Genomic DNA, 17297 nt, shown 5'->3' with positions numbered 1-17297 from the left:
GGCAGTCCGATCGTCCCCCACAGTAATCGGCCCCGCGGACTCCGCCCGGAAGACGCAGTGCCCGAGAGACGCGGGCAGTGCCCCGAGAGACGCAGATGCCCGGAACCTGACGAGCAGGTCCCGGGCATCGGGTCGAATGCGATCAGCTCAGGACGCGAGGGCCTTGGCCTTGAGGGCCTCGTACTCGGCCTCGGTGATGGTGCCCGCATCGAGCAGCGACTTCGCGGTCGCGATGTCGGCGGCCGGCGAGCTCTTGCCCGCCGCGTGCCGGATGTACTCCTGGTTCGCCTTCTCCGCGGCCAGCGCCGCTGCCTGACTGCGTTCGGTCATGCCGCGCCCGCGCGCGATCAGGTAGACGAACGCTGTGAGATACGGAAGAACGATGAGGAAGATGATCCAGACGACCTTCCATCCGGCGGCCAGCTTGTGGTCGCGGAACAGGTCGGTCAGGACCATGAAGAGCACCATCAGGTATGCGATGAAGGCGAAGACCAGCACCGTGTACCAGATCACGTTCCAGAACGAACTCCAGTCCATGGGGACCTACTTTCTTAGACGGGCGTCAATCGTATCCACGCTCGGCACCTCATGGGCAACAGCATCACCCGTAAAGGACTATGGTCCCGGCAGCCACTCGAGCCTCATCGCAGCGTCGATCACGGGCCCCTCGGTCGTCACGACAGTGGGGCAACGGGTCCGCCCCGGCCTCATGAGGGAACAAAGTCCCTGGTAGGGGATTCGACTGAGCGATTAGGTTACGCTACCGTAATCGTCGTCGCAGACCGCAATACCCAGGAGTAAGCAACTATGTCAGCTGTCATCCTCTACGGCACCGAGACCGGCACCGGCGAGCTCGTGGCCGACGCCATCGCAGACGTATTGGCAGCAGACCACGATCCGTCGGTGTACGACATGGCGGAGTTCGCGGTCGAGGATCTCGACGCGAACGACTTCCTGGTGGTCGTCTGTTCCACCTACGGCGAGGGCGAACTGCCCTCCAGCGCGCTCCCGTTCGCGGACGAACTGGACGAGGAGAAGCCGGACCTCGCCGGGCTGCGTTTCGCGGTGTTCGGCATGGGCGACACCGTCTACGGCGACACCTACAACAAGGGCGGCGAGATCATGGCTGCCAAGCTCACCGAGCTGGGCGCGGTCCAGGTCGGCGAGCATTTCCGCCACGACGCGTCCTCGGCGGTGAAGCCGGCCAAGGCCGCCGAGAAATGGGCGCAGTCGCTCCCGGCGCTCATCGAGCAGGACTGAGCCGGCACACACCCCGACTCAGTGCGTGGACGTCACGGTCCGACGTTCACCCGCTCTTCACGCGTCTCACTCCGCTGTCCGCCTCGGACCGCCGCGTCCTGGGCGAGCTTGACCACCGCCGTCGCCGCGACCAGCGCCACGACGCAGAGGAACACGGCCGTCGGCGCGCTGACGTAGATGTTCTCGCCGAGCAGTGCGACGCCGAGGATCATGGCGACGGTCGGTTCCATCACGTTCATCGCGGGGAACGAGGTCTGCAGATCGCCGGCACCGAAACCCCGCTGCTGCGCGACGATCGCCAGCACGATGACCGCGATGAGCAGGTACAGCTCGGCATGCGGGAGCACGGACAGCGGGTCGTCCACGATGCGCAGGGCGACAGCCTTGATGAGCAGTGCGGACACGCCGAACAACGCTCCGGACGCCAGACCGTAGCTCAGCGCTCGAAAATGCGCGCTCCGGCACCGTTCGGCATTGACCACGATTCCGATGATCCCCAGCACCAATGCCCCGACCGTGATGCCCATGACCACCACGTTCGGTCGCCGATCGGTCGATACCGGGCGCGCGAGCACCAGGAACAGGACCACGCACACCACGAGCGTCAGACCCCACAGCCATTCGGCGCGCTCGAACCGGCGTCTGTCTATCCAGGCCTCCATGGGCAGCGCGAACAGGACCGCCAGCACCACCAGTGGCTGGACCACGAGTATCGATCCGAGGCCGAGCGCGGCGGCCTGGAGACCGAAGCCGGCCAGTGCGATCACGGCTCCGAGCCACCAGCCGGCGGTGATGGCGCCACTGGCGGCCGACGCCCGCTGCCGAAGCACGGTTCCGCCGGCGATCAGCACTGCTGCGGTGATCGCGAGCAGTATCGGTGCCCAGGTATGCATCACTGACAGATTAGTGCCCGCGACACCGCCCGAGTCGGCTACCGGCCGGTGGGACTCAGCGTGCGATGCGGAGTTCGGTGGTGACCGGCGTGGCGTTCACCGTCAGGTCCTGCACCGGGCAGTGGCGTTCGACGATCTCCTGGAGCCGCTGGTAGTCCCCGTCCGACGCAGGTCCGGAGATGTCGGCGATCACGCGCACCGCGGTGAATCCCGGTCGCACGTCGGCGTCGAGTCCGAAGAACCCGCGGACGTCCAGATCACCTTCGGCCGACAGAGTGAGATCGTCGAACTCCACCCCGAGCCGTTCGGCCCAGAAGCGGTAGGTCACCACCTGGCACGACAGCAGTGCGGCCAGGTAGTACTCGACCGGGTTGGGCGCGCTGTCGGTTCCGCCGAGGGTCGGCGGCTCGTCGACCCGGACGCTGAACGAGCGCAGGGAGACCTCGCTCGACACTCCGGCCGTCGCCACCGCGGATGCGCCGAAGACCACCTGGGCATTGCTCGCCCTGGCGGCGACGGCATCGGCCGTGGCGGCGGCGATGGAGTTGAGCGGGGTCCGCGAATCCGGGATGTCGATGAGCTGTGTGGTCGTCATGGATGGAACCGTACGAAGATCCCGAGGCGCCGCACAGGGTTGCGGCCACAGCGGGTTTAAGCCTCGTCCGGCCCCGCCGCGGCCGCGCCTGCCCGGTTCTGTCACCCCCTGGATCTACCGTGTGGGCATGAGCTATCGCAGAGAACTCGAGCGGATGACGACACTGTCGTCGCAGGACATCGACGATGCCTGCGGGGGCTCGCGCATCCCGGCGTTGATCAACCACTGCGTCGACGAACTGCTGGAACTGACCGAGCTCGCCGACGAGGCGCTCACCGAGGAACGCATCGAGGAGCACGTCCTCTACGTGCAGGAGGTCTCGGCGTGGCGAGAGACCGCTCAACTGCTTCGGCGCATGGCGGCCGACCGCACCGTGCGCAGTACCGGTGCCGCATGACCGACCGCACCCTCATTCTGATGCGGCACGGCAAGTCCGCCTATCCGGACGGTGTCTACGATCACGATCGCCCGCTGAATGAGCGCGGGATGCGGCAGGCGCAGCTCGCCGGACGATGGATGACCGAGGACCGCCTCGCCGTCGATCAGGTGCTCTGTTCCACCTCGCTCAGGACGAGGATGACCCTCGAACAGACCGGCGTCGCCGCGCCGGTGGAGTTCATCGATGATCTGTACGGCGGGACGCCGTCGGAGGTGTTCGAGGCGGTTCGGATCCACACCCCGCCCGCAGCGTCCACCGTGCTGGTGGTGGGGCACTTCCCCGGCATGCCGGAGACCGCCCTGAGCCTCGATCCGGCCGGCGAGATCGACCGGTTTCCGACCTCCGCCTACGCGGTGCTGCGCATCGGTGTGCCCTGGGATCGCCTCGGGCTCGACGTGGACGCCGACGCCCGGCTCCTCGCGTTCCGGGTACCCCGCTGACCGCGGGGTTCTCCACGGTAACGTCGGCCGCATGACCCACACGATCACCGCACCGACCGACGTGGACCTGGTGCACCTGCGTCGATGCATCACTCTCGCCCGCGAAGCGCTCGACTCGGGCGACGAACCGTTCGGCTCGCTGATCGTCGATGCCGAGGGCATGGTCCGGTTCGCCGACCGCAACCGGGTCGGTGCCGGCGACCGCACGCGGCACCCGGAGTTCGCGATCGCCCGGTGGGCGGCGAAGAATCTGACCGAGGAACAACGAGCCGCGGCCACCGTCTATACCTCCGGCGAACACTGTCCGATGTGTTCGGCGGCGCACGCGTGGGTCGGGCTGGGGCGGATCGTCTACGCGGTCGGCGCCCGCCGGCTCAGCGCCTGGCGCACCGAGTGGGGTCTGCCCGAGGGCCCGGTCGCGGCCCTGCCGATCAACGAGGTCGCACCGGACGTCCCCGTCTCCGGTCCGGCCCCCGAACTGGCCGACGAGATCCGCGAGTTGCACGCTCGTTCGGCCGGAGTGAACCTCACCTGACCCGCGCCGGAATCCGGCGGCCGCACTGCCGCCGGATTCACTCCGGGTCGAGCAGTTCCAGCCGCACCGCGAGCAGTCTGATCGGCCGGTCGATCTCGAAGGCGTCGAGCAGATCGTCCGCGACAGCCGCGATCGCATCGAGAGACGTCGTCGGAGCCGGCAGCTTACGCATCTTGGTTCTGGTGAAGAATGTGGCCGTCCGTACGGTGAGGCCGACACGGAACGGGGTGCGCCCCTCCGCGACCACCTGTTCGAGCACCTCCTCGGTGAGGGCCCGCACCGCCTCGTGCAGTCGGCCGGGATCGGTGAGGTCGGTGTCGTAGGTCCGCGCCTTCGAATGCGACTTGGCGATCCGCGGCTCGTCGGAGATCGCGTCATCGCCTCCGCCCCGGCACAGCACGTACAGCCAGTCGCCCTGGTGCGGGCCGAACATCGCCGTCAAGTCGTCTCGATCGGCGGCGGCGAGCTGCGCCACAGTGTCGATTCCCGCGGCCGACAGCTTGGCCGCGGTCCGCGATCCCACACTCCACAGTTCGCGGCAGGGACGGTGGTTCATCAGCGAGGCCCAGTTGCCGTCGTCGAGCACGAAGACCCGCTGTTCCTCGCCGGCCTCCGGACTCCGGACGGCCTGCTTCGCGAATCCGGTCGCCGCCTTGGCACGCTGTTTGTTGTCGGAGACGCCCACGCAGCAGTCCAACCCGGTCGCCGCCACCACCGCTCGTCTGATGCTCCGCGCCGTCTCGATGACGTCGGCGGCACTCAGCAGACGCGGGCCCGCGCGGTCTTCGATTCCCAGATAGGCCTCATCCCAGCCCCACACCTCGAGTGCATCGCCGAATCCCCGGAGGACGTCCATCACGCGCTCGGATGCGGCTTCGTACTCCCCCATGTCGAGCGGGAGGAATACCGCGTCGGGCGCCTTCTTGCTCGCGGCGCGCATCGGCATACCTGCCCGTACTCCGTCCGCGCGCGCCTCGTACGAGGCGCAGGTCACCACCTGCCGGGCACGCGTCGGATCGCCGTCCCCGCCGACGATCACCGCCTGTCCGACCAACTCCGGTCGCCGCTGCCGCTCCACGGAGACCTGGAACTGGTCGAGGTCGACGTGGAGCAGCCATCGGTAGCGGGTCGGGACACCCATGCGTCAACTGTATGGGAACACCGGCGGGCGGATCAGCCCGCGAGGGCGGGCTCGGTGGCGGAAGTCTCCGGCGCGGGCTGGTCGCTCGCAGGGGTCTCGCTCGCAGGCGTCTCGGCGGCGGGCTCCTCAGACGGCGAATCCTGGGTCGGCGTTTCCTGGGACGGCGCGGGCGCGACGATCTCGATCGGGGCCGGCTCCGGAGCCGGGTTGACGATCATCGGAGGCAGATTCGTCGACGGTTCGCCGACGACCGCGTCGTCGAGCGCACGCTCGGGAGCGGAGGTGGTGACCGCGGCGAGGGTCGCCGTGTCGTCATCCTGCGTCGGCTCGGCAGGACTCCCCGGCCCTGTCGGCCCTGTCTGCTTCGCAGTGAGCCCGTCGATCAGGTTCTTGGCGAACTTCACGTCGTCGCCGATCGTGACAGTGTTCAGGTAGTTGCGCAGTGTCCCGATGGGATCGAAGGGGTTGTCGAGGCTCAGGGTGCCGAGTCCGAACGGATTGTCCACCTGCACCAGGCTGATCTTCGGCAGTAGGCCGGCGTGCGCACCCTGAGTGATCCTCGTGATCTGCGGCAGTCCGATCAGGTTCGGGCGAGTGCTGCCGTTCACCTCCACCGGCGGGAAGAACACGATCTGGTGTCCGAGCCATTCCACGGTGATCGGGTTGCGCAGTCCGTAATCACTGGTCAGCCAGTGCGCGGTGACGGTCCGCTCCACCACCGGATCGAGGATCGGCGCACCGGACTCATCGGTGGCCTGCTCCATCAGCTGCTTGCCGTCGGGACCGAGCTTGGGCTTCTTCACCGACCTGGTCTTGGTCTCGGTCTTCTGCTCGCCGGTCTCCTCGTCGATGACGGGAGCGCCGGTCTCGTCGACGACCGGCGCCTGGTACTCCTCATTGACCCACTCGTACACGCCGACCATCCGCGGCGCGGTCTTGACCCGCATCACCTGCTTGCCGTCGGCATCGAGCTTCGGGGTCACCCCGTCGGCCTCGAACACCGGTTCCTTGGCGTACACCGTCTGCACGTCCTTGGTGAACCGCACGAAGTCCTTGGCGAACTTGATCCGGTCCTCGCCGGACATCAACGCCTTGAGCATGTCGGCCACGAACGGAGTGTCCATCATCGAGCCGAGGTCGCCGTCGCCCGACAGCAGCGGTGCCATCTGCTTCAGCAGCGCATCGTTGCCGAAGAGCAACGACGTGACGTCGGTCAGTCCCCACTGCTCCTGGCGGTGACCGCCGTCGGTGACCGGACGCAGATCCTTGTAGTAGTCGAACGTGCCGAGGGCGTTGGTACACGAACCGAGGCCCTCCGCCGTCGCCCGCGTCTGGAAGCCGAAGCAGGCCACCTCCTTCAGACCCGGCAGGTTGCCGTTGATGCCGTCGACCAGATCGAGCATTCCGGCGGCGTCGGCCCCGGCCTCACCCGCGAGGCTGGAGTCGAGCAGACCCGCATTGCGCAGCTGGGTGAAGTCGAGTTCCTGTCCGAACCAGGTGAACTTGATGTCGCTGGTGTCCATGTTCACCGCGGACGCGAGACCCAGCTGCGACTGCGCGGTCGACGTCCGCCCGTGATCGGCGCCGGCGAGCGCTACCGCCAGCGCGTTGGCGGTCTGCGCGAGCGCAGTTCCCCCGCGCATCGACAGCGCGACGTTGATGCCGTCGCCGACGATGGTGGAACTGCCGATCGGCTTCACCGGAGCAGGCAGATCCTGCGGCTGGGTGTAGTCGTACTTGTGGTTGGTCAGGTATTCGGCGAGCTTGAGCGCCTCGGTGCGCTTCTCGAGATTGAGATCCTCGCCCTTGGTGACCTTCGTACCGCCGACGAAGAGGCAGCCGCCCAGCACCGTGTTCTTGATCGATCCGTCGTTCTGGAGGCATCCGTCCTTCGCCGCCCTGTTCACCGGCAGGGCCGCGTCGCGCTGGATCTCGGCGTAGGTCTTGTACTTGTCGAACGCGCCCGGATCGACCCTCGGCATGCCCAGCGCGGAGGCAGCGCCCTTCACGAAGTCCCTGCCGAGGGTGACGCCGCCGAGGATCTCGAGCAGGTTCCGCTCCCCCATCCGGTACTTGACGACGAGCAGGTTGATGTCGTCACCGAGGTCGAGCACCATGTTCTCGGCCGCCTGGCCGACCTCGAGAGTCTCGGGCAGCACCAACGCGACGCCCGTTCCGTTGGAGCCCTTGCAGTCCGCGATCGCCTGCGGCGGGGCCGCCGGATCGAACTCCGTGCTCTTCGACGAGTCCGGACCGGTCGCGAGCGCACCCGTCCGGCACATCTCGACGAATTGGGAGACCATCGGATCGTCGAGCATGCCGAGGATCGCGTTCGGGTCCAGATCGCCCAGCCCGGCGATCGCGGTGGTCGAGGTCTCCGCGAAGGCGTGACCCGCGGGAGCCATGGCCGCACCTGCACCCAGAGCCGCGACGGCTCCCACCGCAGCGATCCCCTTCTTCAGCCGGCGTCGGCGCGCGCCTTCGGCGCGATCGAGTGCGCGGCGCTGCGCACGGTTCATGGGCTCAGTCACAGTTCTTCTCCAGAAGGGGGCGGATCTCTTCGCAAATCGGTCGAATCATAATTCGTGCCAGATTCCGGGTTCGTTTCGGCTGAACGGACGACGTGGCACGAATCTGACTTCGCCCAGGTCGAGGTGGCACAAATCCATTCCTCGCGAACGCACGCCGGCGACGGGGGCCGAGTCTCGCGACTCTATCGATTCAGAAACGACCGGCTTTGCCGGTTTCCCATCCGTCACACCCGTCTCGTACGGTGCCCTGTATGGCAGGAACTCGCACTACTCGACGCATGCCCTGGATCGCACGCCTCGCGATCATCGCCCTCGCCGGCACGATGGCGCTCCTGGTGCTGCCCGCCGCTCCGGCCGATGCGGCGCCCCGCGTGACCGCGGAACAACGGATCAGTGCCACCGTCAGCCTGATCTCGGTGTACTCGCCGTCGATGCATCGCACGATCCGCGCGCACGTGTTGCATCCCGCCGGACGGCCGAGCGGACTTCCGACTTTCTACATGCTGCCGGGCGCCGGCGGTGCCGAGGACGGGATCTCCTGGTACAACAACACACCGGTTCGCCGGTTCTTCGCCGATAAGCGCACCAATGTGGTCCTGCCGATCGGCGGACGGTTCTCGATGATGACCGACTGGATCTCCGACGACCCGATCCTCGGCCGCAACAAGTGGCAGACCTTCGTCAACCGGGAGCTCCCCGCAGCGGTGAACCGAGCCTTCCGCACCAACGGAGTCAGCGCACTCTCGGGTGTCTCCATGTCCGCCGGTCCGGCACTCGACCTCGCGACGCAGGCGCCCGGAAAGTACCGCGCCGTGGCCGCGTACAGCGGCTGTCCCGGCGCCGCCGATCCGCTCGGCACCATCGCGGCCACGGCGATCGTCGCCCGCGGCGGCGGCAACGTGCTCAATATGTGGGGACCTCCCGGCGGCCCGGCCTGGCGTGCCCACGATCCAGTGCTCAATGCCGCCAAGCTGCGCGGCACCGCCGTCTACCTGTCGGCGGGTTCGGGCCTGCCCGGTCCCGTCGACGGTGATCCGCTGCGCACCGGCGGCGGGCTCGTCGGCGGCAACATCATGGAGGCCATCGCGCTGCGGTGCACCACGAATATGGCCGACCGGCTGAGCGCCCTGGGTATCCCGCACACCTTCGTGCACCGGCCCGACGGCGTCCACACCTGGGGCCTGTTCTACGCCGACCTTCGCAATTCATGGCCGATGATCGCGCGCGCGATCGGCGCCTGAGCGCACGCCGCGCTCATTCCCGGGCGAGTTCCTCCGCACGTGGCGCCAGAGCCCGCGTCACGGAAGCGAACTTCGCGACGAGCTCCTTGCCGAACAGCAGCTTGACGATGCCCGACGCCGGGCCGGTGATCTCGAAGTGCGACTCGTACCGGCTGCGTCCGTCGCCGAGGTCCACCACGGTGTGCCTGCGCAGGCTGCGCACCGCGCCGAACGGCGCGGGCTTCATCCGATAGGAGAACGACCGGCCCTCGTCGACGGCGTCGATGTACTCACGCGTCCGCTTCAGCCCGCCCGGACCGAGCCGGAAGCGCATGTCGATCGGATCGCCCGGCCGCAGGGTGGATCGGCACTCCACCTGGAAGGGATTCCATTCGCCGTACGCATCGAAGTCGGTCAGCACCTGCCACACCACGGCGGCGGGAGCGTCGATGTCGATCGAACTGTCGGTGATCAGAGCCATGCGGCCATCGTAGAACACGTTCTAAATCGGCGGCGTTCGCCGGGTCGAGGCACGATACGACGAGGGTCCCGCCTCCGGATGGAGACGGGACCCTGCGTTCGGTCGGATCAGCGGAAGTCGCTGCCGAAGCCGTAGTCGTCCAGCGGAACGGCGGCACCGCTCGGGGCACCGAAGGTGCCGTCCGGGCTGTAGTAGGTGTCGTCGTAGGTCGGCAGGGCGTACGCCGCTGCGCGGGCCTCCTCGGTCGGCTGGACCTCGATGTTGCGGTAGCGGTTGATACCGGTACCGGCCGGGATCAGCTTACCGATGATCACGTTCTCCTTGAGGCCGACGAGCTTGTCGCTGCGGTTGTTGATCGCCGCATCGGTCAGCACGCGGGTGGTCTCCTGGAACGACGCCGCCGACAGCCACGAATCGGTGGCCAGCGAGGCCTTCGTGATGCCCATGAGGACCGGTCGGCCGGCAGCCGGCTCCCCGCCCTCGGCGACGACGGCCCGGTTGGCCGCCTCGAACTCGGCGCGCTCGGTGAGCGAACCGGGCAGGAACTCGGTGGCGCCGGAGTCGATGATCGTCACACGGCGCAGCATCTGGCGGACGATCGTCTCCACGTGCTTGTCGTGGATCGACACACCCTGGCTCCGGTACACCTCCTGGACCTCGTTGACCAGGTGGATCTGCACCTGACGCGGGCCCATCACGCGGAGCACCTCGTGCGGATCGGCAGCGCCCTCGAGGAGCTGCTGACCGACCTCGACGTGATCGCCGTCGGCCAGCAGACGCTCGCTGCCGTCCTCGTGGCGGAACACGCGCAGACGCTGACGCTTCGACAGCTTGTCGTACACGACCTCGTCGCTCCCGTCGTCCGGGATGATCGTGATCTTGTAGAACCGGTCGTCGTCCTCCATGCGGACCCGGCCCGAGACCTCGGCGATCGGGGCCTTGCCCTTGGGGACACGGGCTTCGAACAGCTCGGTGACTCGCGGCAGACCACCGGTGATGTCGTCACCGACGCCACCCTGGTGGAAGGTACGCATCGTCAGCTGCGTGCCGGGCTCACCGATCGACTGCGCCGCGATGATGCCGACGGCCTCGCCGATGTCGACGAGCTTGCCGGTGGCCATCGAACGGCCGTAGCAGTGCGCGCACACGCCGGTGCCGGTGGCACAGGTCAGGACCGAACGGACCTTGACCTCGGAGATGCCTGCCGCGAGGAGAGCCTCGATGGCCGGATCGCCCAGGTCGTGCCCGCGCTCCACCACGACGTTTCCGTCCGCGTCGACCGCATCGGCCGCGAGCGTACGGGCGTACGCCGAGGTCTCGACGTGGGCGTCGCGGATGATGCTGCCGTCCGGCTGCTTCTCGCCGAGCGGCACAACGATGCCGCGCTCGGTGCCGCAGTCGGTCTCGCGGACGATGACGTCCTGCGACACGTCCACCAGACGACGGGTCAGGTAGCCCGAGTCGGCCGTACGCAGTGCCGTGTCCGCCAGACCCTTACGAGCGCCGTGCGTGTTGATGAAGTACTCGGCAACGGTCAGGCCCTCGCGGAACGAGGACTTGATCGGGCGCGGGATGAACTCACCCTTCGGGTTCGTCACCAGGCCCTTCATACCCGACAGGTTGCGGACCTGGGTCATGTTGCCCGTGGCACCCGACTTCGGGATCATCGTGATCGGGTTGTCGTCGGGGTAGTAGTCCTCGAGCGCCTTACCGACCTCTTCGGTGGCCTGCTTCCAGATCTCGACCAGGGCGTCGCGACGCTCGTCGGGGGTAAGACCACCGCGCTGGAACTTGCGCTCCAGACCGTCGGCCCGCTCCTCGTAGCGCTCCAGGATCTCTGCCTTGGCCGGCGGCACCAGAACGTCCGACATCGAGACGGTGACGCCCGAGCGGGTGGCCCAGTAGAAGCCCACGTCCTTCAGCTTGTCGACGGTCTGCGCGACGACGATCATCGGGTAGCGCTCGGCGAGATCGTTGATGATCACGGCCTGACGCTTCTTCGGCATCTGCTCGTCGATGAACGGGTAGTCGCGCGGCAGCAGCTCGTTGAACAGCACACGTCCCAGGGTGGTGACGGTCTCCCACGGCTGACCACGGGTCCAGCCCTCCGGGAACAGCTCCGCCTCCACGTCGGCGGGCGGACGCTGGTCGGTCAGCCGCACCTTGATGCGCGACTGGATGGTCAGCGCACCGCGGTCGACGGCCATGATGGCCTCGGCCGGGCTCGAGTAGACGCCGCGCTCCACGTCGCCGTCCGTGGCACCGGTGTACTCGCCGGTCAGACCGTCCTTCTGGGTGGTCAGGTAGTACAGGCCGGTCACCATGTCCAGACGCGGCATGGCCAGCGGGCGGCCCGATGCCGGCGACAGGATGTTGTTCGAGGACAGCATCAGGATGCGGGCCTCGGCCTGCGCCTCCGCGGACAGCGGCAGGTGCACGGCCATCTGGTCACCGTCGAAGTCGGCGTTGAACGCCTCACAGACCAGCGGGTGCAGCTGGATGGCCTTGCCCTCCACCAGCTGCGGCTCGAAGGCCTGGATGCCGAGTCGGTGCAGCGTCGGCGCACGGTTCAGCAGAACCGGGTGCTCGGCGATGACCTCTTCGAGGACATCCCAGACGGCGGGGCGCTGACGCTCCACCATGCGCTTGGCCGACTTGATGTTCTGGGCCTGGTTGAGATCCACCAGACGCTTCATCACGAAGGGCTTGAACAGTTCCAGAGCCATCAGCTTCGGCAGGCCGCACTGATGCAGCTTGAGCTGCGGGCCGACGACGATGACGCTTCGGCCCGAGTAGTCGACGCGCTTGCCGAGCAGGTTCTGACGGAATCGGCCCTGCTTGCCCTTGAGCAGATCGCTCAGGGACTTCAGCGGGCGGTTGCCCGGCCCGGTGACCGGACGGCCGCGACGGCCGTTGTCGAACAGCGCGTCCACCGACTCCTGCAGCATCCGCTTCTCGTTGTTGACGATGATCTCGGGAGCACCGAGGTCGATCAGTCGCTTGAGACGGTTGTTGCGGTTGATGACACGGCGGTACAGATCGTTCAGATCGGAGGTCGCGAAGCGGCCACCGTCGAGCTGAACCATCGGGCGCAGTTCCGGCGGGATCACCGGCACGGCGTCGAGCACCATCGCCTGGGGCGAGTTGCCGGACTGCTGGAACGCCGCCACGACCTTCAGCCGCTTCAGCGCGCGCAGCTTCTTCTGGCCCTTGCCGCTGCGGATCGTCTCGCGCAGCGACTCGGCCTCGGCCTCGATGTCGAAGTTCTCGAGCAGCTTCTTGATGGCCTCGGCGCCCATCGAGCCGGTGAAGTACTCGCCGAAACGGTCCTCGAGCTCGCGGTACAGACGCTCGTCGACGATCAGATCGCCCGGGGTGAGCTTGGTGAACTTGTCCCAGATCTCGTCGAGAGCCTCGACCTCGCGGTTCGCGTGGTCACGCATGCGCTTGAGCTCACGCTCGGCGGCGTCGCGGACCTTGCGCTTGGCGTCGGCCTTGGCGCCCTCGGCCTCGAGCTCGGCCAGATCGGCCTCGAGCTTCTGCTGACGCTCGGCGAGAGCGGCCTCGAGATCGTCGAGGATCGCCTTGCGCTCCACACCGATCTCGGCCTCGCGGGTCGAGAGCTCGGCGTGACGCAGTTCGTCGTCGACGGCGGTGATCACGTAGGCGGCGAAGTAGATGATCTTCTCGAGATCCTTCGGCGCCAGGTCGAGCAGGTAGCCCAGCCGGCTCGGCACACCCTTGAAGTACCAGATGTGCGTGACCGGGGCGGCCAGCTCGATGTGGCCCATGCGCTCACGGCGCACCTTGGCCTTGGTCACCTCGACGCCGCAGCGCTCACAGATGATGCCCTTGAAGCGCACGCGCTTGTACTTGCCGCAGTAGCACTCCCAGTCGCGAGTCGGTCCGAAGATCTTCTCGCAGAACAGGCCGTCCTTCTCGGGCTTGAGCGTGCGGTAGTTGATGGTCTCCGGCTTCTTGACCTCACCGTACGACCAGTTGTGGATGTCGTCGGCCGTCGCAAGGCCGATCTTCAGTTCGTCGAAAAAGTTGACGTCGAGCACTAGTTGCCTTTCAGTGTCTCTTCTAGTCAGGTGAGGATCAGTTGGCGAGATCGTCGACCGTGGCGGACTCGTTGCGCGACAGGTTGATGCCAAGGTTGGCAGCAGCGCGCTCGAGGTCCTCGTCGTCGGTGTCGCTCATCTCGATGGCGGTGCCCTCGCTGGAGAGGACCTCCACGTTGAGGCACAGCGACTGGAGCTCCTTCAGGAGCACCTTGAACGACTCCGGGATGCCCGGCTCGGGGATGTTCTCGCCCTTGACGATGGCCTCGTACACCTTCACGCGGCCGACGACGTCGTCCGACTTGATGGTCAGCAGCTCCTGCAGGGTGTAGGCGGCGCCGTAGGCCTGCATCGCCCAGCACTCCATCTCACCGAAGCGCTGGCCGCCGAACTGGGCCTTACCGCCGAGCGGCTGCTGGGTGATCATCGAGTACGGACCGGTGGAACGCGCGTGGATCTTGTCGTCCACCAGGTGGTGCAGCTTGATGATGTACATGTAGCCGACCGAGACCGGGTACGGGAAGGGCTCGCCGGAACGACCGTCGAACAGCGTCGCCTTGCCGTCCGGACCCACCATGACCTCACCGTCGCGGTTCGGCAGGGTGGAACCGAGCAGACCCGCGAGCTCGTCGTCCTTCGCACCGTCGAACACCGGGGTCGCGGTGTTCGTGTTCGGCGGAGCCGAGTGCATCGCCTCGGGCAGGCGCTTGGCCCACTCCTCCTCGAGCTTCTCCGTGTCGATGTTCCAGCCGGCCTTCGACACCCAGCCGAGGTGGGTCTCGAGGATCTGGCCGATGTTCATACGACGCGGAACACCGTGGGTGTTCAGGATGATGTCGACCGGGGTGCCGTCGGGCAGGAACGGCATGTCCTCCTGCGGGAGGATCTTGCCGATGACGCCCTTGTTGCCGTGGCGGCCGGCCAGCTTGTCGCCGTCCTGGATCTTGCGCTTCTGCGCCACGTAGACGCGGACCAACTCGTTGACGCCGGGCGCCAGGTCGTCGTCCTCGTCGCGGCTGAACGTGCGGACACCGATGACCTTGCCGGTCTCGCCGTGCGGCACCTTCAGCGAGGTGTCGCGGACCTCGCGAGCCTTCTCACCGAAGATCGCGCGCAGCAGGCGCTCCTCCGGGGTGAGCTCGGTCTCGCCCTTCGGCGTGACCTTGCCGACCAGGATGTCGCCGTCGCGGACCTCGGCACCGATGCGGACGATGCCGCGCTCGTCGAGATCGGCCAGCACCTCGTCGGAGACGTTCGGGATGTCCCGGGTGATCTCCTCGGCACCGAGCTTGGTGTCGCGGGCGTCGATCTCGTGCTCCTCGATGTGAATCGAGGTGAGCACGTCCTCTTCCACGAGGCGCTGCGACAGAATGATCGCGTCCTCGTAGTTGTGACCCTCCCACGGCATGATCGCCACGAGCAGGTTCTTGCCCAGCGCCATCTCGCCCTGGTCGGTGCAGGGGCCGTCGGCCAGGACCTGACCGGCCTCCACCCGCTGCCCCTCGTCGACGATCGGCACCTGGTTGGCGCATGTGCCGTGGTTGCTGCGCTCGAACTTGCGCAGACGGTAGCTGTCGCGCGTTCCGTCGTCGGCCATCACCGTGATGAAGTCGGCGGAGACCTCCTCCACGACACCGGTCTTGCCGGTGACGATCACGTCGCCGGCGTCGACCGCCGCACGCAGCTCCATGCCGGTGCCGACCAGCGGCGCCTCGCTGCGGACCAGCGGCACCGCCTGGCGCTGCATGTTGGCGCCCATCAGCGCACGGTTGGCGTCGTCGTGCTCGAGGAACGGGATCATCGCGGTGGCGACCGACACCATCTGGCGCGGCGACACGTCGAGGTACTCGACCGACTTGGCCGGAACGAACTCCACCTCGGCGCCCTTGATGCGGACCAGGACGCGCTCGTCGGTGATGGTGCCGTCGGCGTCGTAGTTGGTGTTGGCCTGACCGATCAGGTAGCGATCCTCCTCATCGGCGGTCATGTACTCGATCTCGTCGGTCAGCACACCGTCGACCACCTTGCGGTACGGGGTCTCGATGAAGCCGAACGGATTCACCCGCGCGTACACCGAGAGCGAACCGATCAGACCGATGTTCGGACCCTCGGGGGTCTCGATCGGGCACATGCGGCCGTAGTGCGAGGGGTGCACGTCGCGGACCTCGAGGCCGGCGCGCTCACGCGACAGACCGCCCGGACCCAGCGCCGAGAGACGACGCTTGTGCGTCAGCCCCGACAGCGGGTTGTTCTGGTCCATGAACTGCGACAGCTGGCTAGTTCCGAAGAACTCCTTGATGGCCGCGACCACGGGGCGGATGTTGATCAGCGTCTGCGGGGTGATCGCCTCGGCGTCCTGGGTGGTCATGCGCTCACGCACCACCCGCTCCATACGCGACAGGCCCACGCGGATCTGGTTCTGGATCAGCTCACCCACGGTGCGGAGCCGGCGGTTGCCGAAGTGGTCGATGTCGTCGACCTCGACCGGCACCTCGACGCCGCCCGGGACGGTCATCATGGTGGTGATGTTGGGGTCGGCCTCGTGCAGGCGCACCAGGTACTCGACCGTGGCGATGATGTCCTCGGTGGTCAGCGTGGATTCGCCGACCATCGGGTTCGCCGTGAGGCCGAGCTTCTTGTTGATCTTGTAGCGGCCGACGCGAGCGAGGTCGTAGCGCTTCTCCTTGAAGAACAGGTTCTCCAGCAGGCTCTCCGCGGACTCCTTGGTCGGGGGCTCACCCGGACGCAGCTTGCGGTAGACCTCGAGCAGGGCCTCGTCCTGATTGGTGGTCGCGTCCTTCTCCAGGGTCGACATCATGATCTCGGAGAAGCCGAAGCGTTCGGCGATGTCCTCGTTGGTCATGCCGAGTGCCTTGAGCAGGATGGTGACCGGCTGACGACGCTTGCGGTCGATGCGGACACCCACGGTGTCGCGCTTGTCGACGTCGAACTCCAACCAGGCGCCGCGGCCCGGGATCACCTTCACCGAGTGCAGCGTCTTCTCGGTGGTCTTGTCGATCGTGGAGTCGAAGTAGACACCGGGGCTGCGGACCAGCTGGCTCACCACGACACGCTCGGTGCCGTTGATGATGAAGCTGCCCTTGTCGGTCATGATCGGGAAGTCGCCCATGAAGACGGTCTGCGACTTGATCTCACCGGTGTTGTTGTTGATGAACTCCGCGGTGACGAACAACGGCGCCGCGTAGGTCATGTCCTTGTCCTTGCACTCATCGATCGAGGCCTTGACCTCGTCGAAGTGCGGATCAGAGAACGACAGCGACATCGAGGACGAGAAGTCTTCGATCGGCGAGAGTTCGCGGAGGACTTCCTCGAGTCCGCCGACCGGGTTCTCCTCACCCCGTGCAATCGCCTTTGCGCGCCACTCGGGCGTACCCACAAGCCATTCGAACGAGTCGAGCTGCAGATCCAGCAGACCCGGAACCTCGAGCGGCTCGTCGATCTTGGCGAAGGAAGCGCGGTGCGGCGCGCCCGGGATGATTCCCGCTGTGGTTGAGGTGGACTGGCGGTCGAGTGCCAAGATGCGTCCTTCCAACACGAAGTTTCTCGGTGCGTGGCCATGGTGGCCTGCGGTGGTCGTGCGACCTGCACAAACATCACACCCGAGAACCGTCCCCGGAGGGAGGGCTGGAAGGATGATCGATCAGCGGACAGGAGGCAGCCAGCGCAACGTCCAACTG

13 protein-coding genes are annotated in these 17297 nt (G+C 66.9%); 5 read left to right on the top strand and 8 right to left on the bottom strand.

Features of this window, described 5'->3' with window-relative positions; genetic code table 11:
- Positions 1-147 precede the first annotated feature (147 nt).
- The gene (locus ACK8HH_RS03260) at positions 148-537 is read right to left on the bottom strand and encodes an SHOCT domain-containing protein (protein WP_006894423.1); all 390 of its coding nucleotides are present in this window, start codon (positions 535-537) and stop codon (positions 148-150) included.
- Between the two features lie 270 nt (positions 538-807).
- On the opposite strand from ACK8HH_RS03260, the gene ACK8HH_RS03255 reads away from it, so the two are divergent.
- The gene (locus ACK8HH_RS03255; protein ID WP_375002711.1) at positions 808-1260 is read left to right on the top strand and encodes a flavodoxin domain-containing protein; all 453 of its coding nucleotides are present in this window, start codon (positions 808-810) and stop codon (positions 1258-1260) included.
- A 32-nt stretch (positions 1261-1292) separates the two neighbouring features.
- On the opposite strand, the gene ACK8HH_RS03250 is transcribed toward ACK8HH_RS03255, so the two are convergent.
- Positions 1293-2153 (bottom strand): DMT family transporter, encoded by an 861-nt coding sequence (locus ACK8HH_RS03250; RefSeq protein ID WP_039866598.1) that lies wholly within the window; start codon positions 2151-2153, stop codon positions 1293-1295.
- Positions 2154-2208: 55 nt separating this feature from the next.
- The gene (locus tag ACK8HH_RS03245; protein ID WP_062367406.1) at positions 2209-2748 is read right to left on the bottom strand and encodes an OsmC family protein; all 540 of its coding nucleotides are present in this window, start codon (positions 2746-2748) and stop codon (positions 2209-2211) included.
- Positions 2749-2875: 127 nt separating this feature from the next.
- Between ACK8HH_RS03245 and ACK8HH_RS03240 the strand changes: the two genes are divergently transcribed.
- The 3 genes from ACK8HH_RS03240 to ACK8HH_RS03230 are packed head-to-tail and all read left to right on the top strand — an operon-like array spanning position 2876 to position 4162.
- Entirely contained in the window at positions 2876-3145 is a 270-nt protein-coding gene (locus tag ACK8HH_RS03240; RefSeq protein WP_231875722.1) for a hypothetical protein, read from the top strand.
- Positions 3142-3627: a SixA phosphatase family protein gene (locus tag ACK8HH_RS03235; protein ID WP_062367408.1), complete on the top strand. Its 486-nt coding sequence runs from the start codon at positions 3142-3144 to the stop codon at positions 3625-3627. Before ACK8HH_RS03240 ends, ACK8HH_RS03235 begins: the two co-directional genes overlap by 4 nt.
- A 31-nt stretch (positions 3628-3658) precedes the next feature.
- Entirely contained in the window at positions 3659-4162 is a 504-nt protein-coding gene (locus ACK8HH_RS03230; RefSeq protein ID WP_062367409.1) for a nucleoside deaminase, read from the top strand.
- Positions 4163-4199: 37 nt separating this feature from the next.
- Here ACK8HH_RS03230 and ACK8HH_RS03225 read toward each other — a convergent pair whose 3' ends face one another.
- The gene (locus ACK8HH_RS03225) at positions 4200-5303 is read right to left on the bottom strand and encodes a DNA polymerase IV (RefSeq protein WP_062367410.1); all 1104 of its coding nucleotides are present in this window, start codon (positions 5301-5303) and stop codon (positions 4200-4202) included.
- Positions 5304-5335: 32 nt separating this feature from the next.
- A complete protein-coding gene (locus ACK8HH_RS03220) occupies positions 5336-7834 on the bottom strand; it encodes a hypothetical protein (protein ID WP_156479438.1) in 2499 nt (832 codons plus the stop codon).
- 251 nt (positions 7835-8085) lie between these two features.
- Here ACK8HH_RS03220 and ACK8HH_RS03215 point away from each other — a divergent pair, with 251 nt between their 5' ends.
- A complete protein-coding gene (locus tag ACK8HH_RS03215) occupies positions 8086-9075 on the top strand; it encodes an alpha/beta hydrolase (protein ID WP_375002717.1) in 990 nt (329 codons plus the stop codon).
- Between the two features lie 13 nt (positions 9076-9088).
- On the opposite strand, the gene ACK8HH_RS03210 is transcribed toward ACK8HH_RS03215, so the two are convergent.
- The 3 genes from ACK8HH_RS03210 to ACK8HH_RS03200 form a co-directional block, all read right to left on the bottom strand.
- Positions 9089-9535 carry an SRPBCC domain-containing protein gene (locus ACK8HH_RS03210; RefSeq protein ID WP_045536598.1) on the bottom strand — a complete coding sequence of 149 codons (447 nt, stop codon included), beginning with the start codon at positions 9533-9535 and terminating at the stop codon, positions 9089-9091.
- Positions 9536-9642: 107 nt separating this feature from the next.
- A complete protein-coding gene (locus ACK8HH_RS03205; RefSeq protein ID WP_006894411.1) occupies positions 9643-13599 on the bottom strand; it encodes a DNA-directed RNA polymerase subunit beta' in 3957 nt (1318 codons plus the stop codon).
- Positions 13600-13636: 37 nt separating this feature from the next.
- Entirely contained in the window at positions 13637-17137 is a 3501-nt protein-coding gene (locus ACK8HH_RS03200; protein WP_006894410.1) for a DNA-directed RNA polymerase subunit beta, read from the bottom strand.
- Positions 17138-17297 lie beyond the last annotated feature (160 nt).

The sequence above is a fragment of the Gordonia sp. LUNF6 genome (genome assembly GCF_047041125.1).
Taxonomy (GTDB): Bacteria; Actinomycetota; Actinomycetes; order Mycobacteriales; family Mycobacteriaceae; genus Gordonia; species Gordonia sihwensis.
Note: the sequence above shows the minus strand (reverse complement) of the source record. Positions and strands in the feature narration are given on the sequence as shown.